Annotated in this window: 6 protein-coding genes and 2 pseudogenes; 2 read left to right on the top strand and 6 right to left on the bottom strand. The window is 45.3% G+C overall.

Annotated elements, in window-relative coordinates; translation table 11 throughout:
- Positions 1 to 82: 82 nt before the first annotated feature.
- The 5 genes and pseudogenes from HMPREF3140_RS07565 to HMPREF3140_RS07545 form a co-directional block, all read right to left on the bottom strand.
- On the bottom strand, positions 83 to 553 hold the full coding sequence (locus HMPREF3140_RS07565; protein ID WP_004144067.1) for an RES family NAD+ phosphorylase: 471 nt from the start codon (positions 551 to 553) through the stop codon (positions 83 to 85).
- The gene (locus HMPREF3140_RS07560; protein WP_023287184.1) at positions 550 to 993 is read right to left on the bottom strand and encodes a type II RES/Xre toxin-antitoxin system antitoxin; all 444 of its coding nucleotides are present in this window, start codon (positions 991 to 993) and stop codon (positions 550 to 552) included. Before HMPREF3140_RS07560 ends, HMPREF3140_RS07565 begins: the two co-directional genes overlap by 4 nt.
- Before the next feature lie 100 nt (positions 994 to 1,093).
- Positions 1,094 to 2,253: pseudogene (umuC, locus tag HMPREF3140_RS07555) on the bottom strand (translesion error-prone DNA polymerase V subunit UmuC); the annotation flags it as partial.
- Between the two features lie 40 nt (positions 2,254 to 2,293).
- Positions 2,294 to 4,522 (bottom strand): ThiF family adenylyltransferase, encoded by a 2,229-nt coding sequence (locus HMPREF3140_RS07550; RefSeq protein ID WP_032430744.1) that lies wholly within the window; start codon positions 4,520 to 4,522, stop codon positions 2,294 to 2,296.
- On the bottom strand, positions 4,519 to 5,700 hold the full coding sequence (locus HMPREF3140_RS07545; RefSeq protein ID WP_023287181.1) for a ComEC/Rec2 family competence protein: 1,182 nt from the start codon (positions 5,698 to 5,700) through the stop codon (positions 4,519 to 4,521). Before HMPREF3140_RS07545 ends, HMPREF3140_RS07550 begins: the two co-directional genes overlap by 4 nt.
- Positions 5,701 to 5,836: 136 nt before the next feature.
- On the opposite strand from HMPREF3140_RS07545, the gene HMPREF3140_RS07540 reads away from it, so the two are divergent.
- On the top strand, positions 5,837 to 6,691 hold the full coding sequence (locus tag HMPREF3140_RS07540) for a WYL domain-containing protein (RefSeq protein WP_012541818.1): 855 nt from the start codon (positions 5,837 to 5,839) through the stop codon (positions 6,689 to 6,691).
- Positions 6,692 to 6,703: 12 nt separating this feature from the next.
- Positions 6,704 to 7,222, top strand: a complete 519-nt coding sequence (locus HMPREF3140_RS07535) for a hypothetical protein (protein WP_032435786.1) — start codon at positions 6,704 to 6,706, stop codon at positions 7,220 to 7,222.
- A 92-nt stretch (positions 7,223 to 7,314) separates the two neighbouring features.
- Here HMPREF3140_RS07535 and HMPREF3140_RS07530 read toward each other — a convergent pair.
- A pseudogene (locus tag HMPREF3140_RS07530) lies at positions 7,315 to 7,595 on the bottom strand (hypothetical protein); the annotation flags it as partial.

Below are 7,595 nucleotides of genomic sequence, written 5' to 3'. Positions count from 1 at the left end.
GCAAAAGTTCGATTTATTCAACAAAGCCGTGACACCGGACAGGAGCGCCAGGCATCATGACAACGCCCTCTCCTCCTTTGCTTCACTTCCTGTCAGGTTTAAGACGACTATCAAACCGGAACGGTATCTGTTGAGCCTTCTGCACGATCCCGTAAAACTCAGGGTGCTCAGGATTTAACAGATAATTGAACTCTACCGGCGATAAGGCTGAGGGAACACGCAGTGCAACCGAGCTCCTGGTAAATGACCAGGCATCTCCGTAATCAGCCAGTTCCTGAGGCGCATCCTCATCAGCCCAGTTGTCCGGTAATTCATCCATGTTTGCGCTTTGGATCAGTTCATCAGGCACATCGATACTCAGTAGCGTGAAAGAGTCCATTATCTGTGCCGCATGCAGGTGTACCAGCGTCTCCAGCATCGTTAGTGATGCTGTTTCGGAGACATATACCATTGACACCCCCACGCTATTCCAGCGCCCACCAGCCTCTTTCGCACCATATCCGGTCCAGGCCGTAGAAAGATACTTTGTTTTCGTCAGCCTGTAGAGGATCACGAGTACACCCCATGCTCCAGACGCGTAATCAGCTTAATGACCTCATAGGCTCCAGTTTCGGATGCCATCAGGTCTGCTGGCACTTTCCAGCTCAATGCCCGGTTAGGTTCGTTCAACCACTTCTGTGCGGCTTCCCTGTCGCCTTCAAACAAATCTACCGCCCGATCAATAACGCGGATAATCCGTACCAGACGTTCACTTTGTTCCGGGTTAAAACGTGCCTTCACACTGCGGCTAAATGTGGTTGACGGGATACCGGACATTTTTCTCAGGTCATTCTGGGTTATTCTGGCCCAGTCAGTGATCCGGTTCACCACCTTCCCGTCCAGGCCTTCATTGATTTGGCCCAGGAGCGCTACACCATCAGCATTATTTAACCCGGCAACCTGCCAGAGGCGCTGTGGTCTGGCTGGACTTGAGGACAAACTAAAAGTTTTCATAGCAAACCTCCATTTGGTCATTACATTATACCCAAATGGTAACACCAGAGCAAATATCAACCACCAGCAGACGGAAGGCATTTTTCCTGATTGCGATACCTCAGAGTGTAGCGATCGGTATCGAGTCCCACCTCGTAGTATAGGCTGGAGAGAGCATATCTCTCTTCATTGACCACGCCGGTGCGATGCCCCGACCGGCAAACCATACTTTACCTTTGCCTGAGTTGTTTATCGTATCCAGTACGTTCATGAGCGCGTCACTGTTTGCATACGACCTACCTTCATCAAATAACGATAGCTGGGTAACTCCGCAGGGACGGAAATCGTTGAGCATGACACCCGCCTTTGCATAGTTATGTCCTTCTTTCCAGATTTTATCCAGAGCCCGGCCCGCCGCCGCGATAATGTCCCGCGTATCACGTGATGGAATGCAGAGCTATTCGCTGGAGACTTTGCTGTAATAGGGTTCATGTTTTGAAAAAGGCGAGGTTTTTATGAAAACTGATACCTGACCGCAGTACTGACGTTCCTGGCGCAATTTTTCCGCAGCACGTTCAGCATACTGGCAAATTGCCTGCCGCATGGATTCATGCGTTGTTATACGCTGCCCAAAGCTCCTGCTGCATATGATCTGTTGTTTTGGTGGCGGGGCATCCTCCAGGTCGATACAACTTTCCCCCCGTAGTTCCCTCACTGTTCGTTCAAGAACTACGGTGAAGTTTCGTCTTATGAATGCAGGGTTAGGTTAGTACGAGCCAGCTCCAGCGCAGTGGTTATGCCCATTGCATGAAGCTTACTTGTGGTTCGTCCACCAACCCCCCACACCTCCTCTACCGGCATCAGAGAAAGCATCTTATCTATCCGATTACTCTGGCCTGCAGTCAGTGCGAGTACCCCTCCGAACTGGGGCCAGGTCTTACTGGAATACTGGCAGGCTTTAGTAAGGGTTTTTGTAGGGGCCAGGCCTACCCCTATCGTCAGTCCAGTGCAGCGGAAAACATGATCCCTTAGCTGATGTCTGTATTCCTCAAACGTCATGCAGTTATCAATCCCACCAGCCCAAATAAAAGACTCATCGATGGAATACTCTTCGACACGGGATGATAATTCCTCCAGGCAGAAATGTACTCTGGCGCTCATGCTGGCATACAGCTCGTAGTTACTGGAGAAGGCAATCACGGGCTCCGGGAAGCGCTGCTCACGCAACTTAAACCAGGGTAAACCCATAGGAATGCCGAATTTTTTGGCCAGTTTATTATGTAGAATTGCAAGTAACGTTGTAGCGCTGATGAGGAAAATTTTATCTGACTACAATATTGATATCGTTTTCCGCAACAATCAGCATCACGGCAGGTAAACCCTCCACACGCATTTTCTGATGTAATTTTTTGATTAAATTATCATCTTCATTACTGGCTTTTGCTGAAAAACCTTGAGGATGGGAGTGCCATTCGCCAACATAATCGACAACACGAGCGGTCAACTGGTGAACCCGTTCTAATGCTTCTTGTTGTCCCGCTTCTCCCCGGACAAAGGAGGCTGGAGAGGATTTACTGTCGATAGGTTCAGGGAACACGTCAACCAGAATAATCGTTTTGTTCTTAAAATCTGTTATGCCAACAATTGCACCTCCTGTTTCATTAGGCAGTGCCTGTAAACGGGTGTGCTGCAATTTTTGCGCTAAGCCCTGGTCATATTTAACAACCCATTCGCCAGAAATTATAGATACCACGGAATGGAGTTCAATTTCATGTGCATCCATCGCGCCTGAAATTTCATCAGATACCCAGATACACAATCGAGCATCTCCTTTGAGTGCAGTCTGGCGAAGTTGGCGTGAGAGGATACCGGCATGAACATGAATACATTCACTGGACATACGTACAGAAATATCCCGACATCCACCACCGACCCAACGATCGCCATAATTGTGCTGTAGGTGAGTACTTCCCCACTCACTGCTCAAAATTGCCCGATAGTATTGCCCCTCAATTGCATCAATTCGGCATTGTCTGTCTATATCCTCCATTAACATCACGCTAGACTGACCTGATGGAGTCAGAAACAGACTAACTATTCTGGGTATATCATCTTTTAACGCTAGAGTCCTCGGCACCTCAAAGGTGGTGCTGACATCCACAACTAAGTCAGCCTCATTCACTGCCTTGGCAATATCATCATCGTCATCAAGAATACTTTTATGGATCGCCTGAGGGAGGGGCTCATGCGGATAAATAGATTCGGCAATATGCTGAATAATATGGGGTTTTGAGACTCCAATATGACAATCAAACCCAATATGGCGAGACAAATTATGTGGAAGAAGCCGATCTGGATCAATAAAAGTCCATGTCCCCCAACCCATTCGAATCCAAATATCAGCCAATGTACTACCAAGAGCGCCAACTCCAGCTAAAATACCTCGAAAAGCTGCACTCTCTGAATCAACGGCAGATATGTCTCTCGCATGTGTGGCCTTCATAGCCGAACGTATTTCAACTGGTAAAAGCGGTAATTGTCGCCACTTGGTACTAATTGGTCCGCCAAGAAGCCGTACGCGATGCTGTACTCCTCGCTCATTTTTTGGCGCCAGCATATCTAGTGCAGTGGCAAGTTCACCGAATGAACTTTGCACAACATAGCCCATTACATCCGTACGTTCTGTTTCTCCGTTTCTTAGACGGGGGACCCAAAGCAGGATAAGTAAGCCTTCTCCTTTACCAGACGTTGGGCGGATACCATCACTTGGTATTGCTTCATAAACAGCGTCAGTTAGTGGTTTTAGGAGCTCGCTTCCCCATTCATTAAGTTGTTCTTCTAATTTTCCCAGATTATCCGGATATGTAGCCACCGTAGAAACATCGACAGGAGGAACCGCAATAGTTAATAAGCGAAATGGCTTAACGCTTGAGGTATCTTGTTCTGGTACAGCCCTTAAAATAATCGGTCGCCCCTTACTGACCATCTGGAGACTGAGCTTATTGTCAGTCGCGTGATGATAATCGGGGTAATTGGCTGGCAAAATGAGCTGATAGGGACTCAAATAAAAAAGTTGCTCAAGTGGCTGATCTTCTCGATGTAGATGCAGTTCGGCCGATTCTCTAAGCCACCAAAAAATGCGCTCAAGGAATCTCTCGGGTGTCCAGCTGCGCTCAACTGCGCTCCAGGAGACCTCATATAGGCAAAGAATTCGTGGTGAGCCAGGTTCTCCAGCATGCTGGTGAGAAAGAACAGGGAAATCTTTCCGCAATGCATGAACCAAGATAGGTATGCTTGATTTGGGATTGACCTCAATAGCCAATCGTTCTTTACGACGAATACGGGCTTGATTACCAGAAGCCACAGTCCCATCAGCAGCATCAATGATTAGATATTCCGAGCAGTTATCATTTATTTCAGAAAATCGTAATTCTCTGACTGTGACGTAAGGATGATTCTCGCATGCTTTAAGCAGCGAAATCGTTTGTGGATAAAGGCTATCGCGCCCCGATGAATCGAGGCGCTCACCCAATTCGAAATATTCGATCATTGGTTTGATACACCTGCCCTGGGGGCGGCGGCCGTAGCAGCACTTGCCGCAGCTGAAACAGCACCAACAATAGCGGGTATTAACTTCCCGTCTCCAGCCACTTCAAATTCAAGGAACGCTGTATCTTTAAGATCCCCCGTACAGCTAAACCAACCATCAACACTGTCCAGAATATCCTCATACTCACGCTTAGCCCGGATGCACGGTGGATCATAATCATCATCAAGTATCTGATTGCTACTCGATACAATTGTTGCCCCGGAACGAGCCTGACCTAAAGCATTACGGGCCGCATCACAAATTTCAGCATTCTCCCCCCATTGTGACCAGCTATCATAGGAAAGTGAATGCCATGAACAATGATGCGGTGTGAGGAGAAGATCATATTCTAGTGCCTCAGCATTGCTTTTGTAACGATCCCATAATCGCTCCCAGATGAGAACTTCTGCGTCTCCACCTAATAGAAAGTGCATAGGATTACGGGAATATGCAGAGGGCAGTATTTTCATGTTCATGATGATACTGGATTCATTTTTAGAAAGAGCTTCTTCCAAATATTCATCATCTTCATGTGGTGCGGGCGCCAGAAGCTGTGCGGAGAACACATCTGAAATTTGCCCGTCAATCCTGGTGAATGTATCTCCAGCTTTGATAAGAATGGCACTCAGATCATCTGTTTTGCCATTAATATCTTCACCCATGATAAGGATTCGATTACCGCTAAATGCATAACCATGTTCCCGCCAGTATTTTACTCGGCGCCGTGCTTCTGTATTAAATGCCTGAGCATCTTCGCAAAGTGTGTGACTTTTGGAACGGCGCCGAAAAATCAATGGTGATGACCACAATTCTCGAATAATGATACGCTTTTCTGAACGTTTCACGTCGTCATCTGGGTAATCTTCAGGACGGCCCAGCCAGAAATGTTTACGCAGACCACCGCAATGATCCTGATCGGGATGGCTGAGCATAAAAACATCAATAAAGGGACGATCTTTTTCATCATACTTCAATCTGCTACGTAACGCCGAGGCAACATCAGGTGTGTCATCATTGGGGTTATCAGCGGCAGAGCGAATATGTACATCAGTCAGAATGGATGTGCCCCGGGTGTCGGCCAAACGTACCAGTGTCATATCACCGTTGCCGACTTGGAAAAAAGTAACTTTTGCTGCCATCGACATCTCCTTTAGGGATACGAAAGATTGAGGTTAAGAGCATCTACTGCTAAGATACATCTAGTAATTATTCTAGTCTAGTAATTATACGTATATTTTTTAGGCTTAAATTGTAAGTACAGGAAATTATTGATAAATGAGTGATAAAACGGTGAGAACTGGTCATTGGGGCCAAGAAAGACGACTTGAATTCATCGATTTTCGCCTACTGTGGGAAGGTCGGCTTAACCGTGCAGATCTCACGACATTTTTCAGAATTTCAGTTCCGCAAGCCTCATTAGACTTGGCAAAATATCAAGAAGTTGCGCCAAACAACATGGTGTATGATCGAACTCAGAAGGCTTACATTACGACTCCTGATTTCAAACCTGTTTTTGCAAGCTTTGACAGTAATCATTACCTGAATGAACTACTTGGGCGAGAAAATGAAATAGTGGATCCTGATGATAGTTTCATTGGGTGGGTACCCCCGGTAGCCAGCCTTCCTCTCCCTGCTAGGAAAGTACAACCTGAAATATTGATTGATTTAATTCGAGCCATGCAAAGAAAACAGGCTTTGGTTGTTGATTATCGCTCAATGACTAATGAACCAGCAATTCGTACGCTATACCCGACAGCATTTGCACATGATGGGCATCGGTGGCATGTTCGTGCTTATTGTTTTAAGTCTACAATGTTTAAAGATTTTGTTCTTGGTAGGTTTTTTAAAATCGTTGAATTTGTTTCCCCACCGACATCAATTCCACAAGATGTGGACTGGAATACATTTATTGACGTGGTAATAGGTCCAAACCCTAACTACGATACGAATAAACGACTATCTATTGAACATGATTATCAAATGGTAAAAGGAGAAGCGAAAATACACATACGTAAAGCGCAATTATATTATCTTAATCGTCGATTAAATTTGGATGTGAATAGTGATGGTTCAATAGATGACAAACAGCAGATCATCATGCTCAGAATAGACGAGTCTAAAACCTATTAAGGGAAGATTTATATGAATGCGAATGATGTTAACAAACGGAATAAAGAATGGATGATTGTAATCATTATTATCTATCTTTTTATTTTGTTATGTATGGCAACATACGCTATTGGGGCTATGTCTCTAGGATGGTTACCAACACCTTACGCACCATTAAGGGTGCCACTGATGTGCGGAGCAATTGCCTATATAGGTGGTTGTTTATATTGTTTTCGTGCAATTTACCTCAATAAATGCATTAGAAAAAAATGGGATCCAGATTGGCATGTATGGTATTTCATTCGACCACTGACCAGTACAATCGCAGGTGCTATCAGTTATTTATTCCTTAAGGCGGGGTTGTTAGTTTTGGAGTCTAGTTCCAATGTAGGAGCTAGTGAAATGGGTTTCTTTGCGCTGGCATTTATTGCTGGTTTTAACGTCGATAAATTTGTCGCAAAAATCGAGGAAGTTGCAAAGGCTGTCTGGGGTATTGAAAAAACTCGAAGCTCGACTAATAATGATGCGAAAAATTCGGAAAAAAAAGAATAGTCTGGATGGTTTAGTACATTCCAATACACCCCAGGGGTAATAAATTTCATTTATTACCCCTGGGGTGTTGAAATTAATGCTGAGCTATTTTATTACTTTCTCTTATTTCCCGGGGTTGCGACCCCAGTGAGTTTATTCAAAAGTTTGTCCACTGCCTGTATATCGTTTTCTACAGCGGCTTGTTCGTCATCAGTCAAAGGGATTTCCTGCATCAGCTTGAGTAGATTCTGGCGACCTTCCAAGTATTGTGCTTCAGATGAAGATTTTGGCATATAAAATGAGCATTTTGCACATGCCATCCGATGGGGGCATTGCTCAAAAAAGTCATAAGTACAGAAACCGGTAATGCTGTCAACCTGTTGATGACTATTTT

This window comes from Klebsiella sp. HMSC16A12 (assembly GCF_001808265.1).
Taxonomy (GTDB): Bacteria; Pseudomonadota; Gammaproteobacteria; order Enterobacterales; family Enterobacteriaceae; genus Klebsiella; species Klebsiella pneumoniae.
The sequence above is the reverse complement of the archived record's forward strand: the minus strand, read 5'-3'. Positions and strand labels throughout refer to the sequence as shown.

What these genes read in the sequence shown, in the direction of transcription:
- HMPREF3140_RS07535 (WP_032435786.1), top strand. Translation starts at nt 6,704, where the DNA reads ATGAATGCGAATGATGTTAACAAACGGAATAAAGAATGGATGATTGTA.
- HMPREF3140_RS07550 (WP_032430744.1), bottom strand. Translation starts at nt 4,522, where the DNA reads ATGATCGAATATTTCGAATTGGGTGAGCGCCTCGATTCATCGGGGCGC.
- HMPREF3140_RS07545 (WP_023287181.1), bottom strand. Translation starts at nt 5,700, where the DNA reads ATGGCAGCAAAAGTTACTTTTTTCCAAGTCGGCAACGGTGATATGACA.
- HMPREF3140_RS07560 (WP_023287184.1), bottom strand. Translation starts at nt 993, where the DNA reads ATGAAAACTTTTAGTTTGTCCTCAAGTCCAGCCAGACCACAGCGCCTC.
- HMPREF3140_RS07540 (WP_012541818.1), top strand. Translation starts at nt 5,837, where the DNA reads ATGAGTGATAAAACGGTGAGAACTGGTCATTGGGGCCAAGAAAGACGA.